General features: G+C 36.4%; 1 protein-coding gene. It reads left to right on the top strand.

What is annotated here, in order from left to right:
• The coding region (locus tag BPMYX0001_RS24185; protein WP_157753665.1) for a transposase at positions 1-341 on the top strand (341 nt) is incomplete at both ends.

A 341-nucleotide genomic window follows, 5' to 3' on the forward strand; every position in this document is an offset into this window, starting at 1 on the left:
TTTTATGTGAACAACTCAAATCGTACGCGAAACGCTATCAGGAGCTCCTTCATCAAAAAGAACAGTGTATCACGAAGATGGTACGATTAGCTGAAAGTCGCACAGAATATCCAATTATTCTTAGTTTTCCAGGAATAGGTCCCAATACGGCTATACGTTTGTTAGCTGAAATCGGGGATATTACTCGCTTCGAAAATAACAAACAACTTAATGCATTTGCAGGTATTGATATACGCCGTTTTCAATCAGGAAAAACTTTTTTCAAAGATAAGATCAATAAACGTGGAAATAAGCATCTGCGTAAGCTTCTTTTTCTCATTATCCAGAACATGATAAAGCTA

The sequence above is a fragment of the Bacillus pseudomycoides DSM 12442 genome (assembly GCF_000161455.1).
In the GTDB taxonomy this organism is placed as follows: Bacteria; Bacillota; Bacilli; order Bacillales; family Bacillaceae_G; genus Bacillus_A; species Bacillus_A pseudomycoides.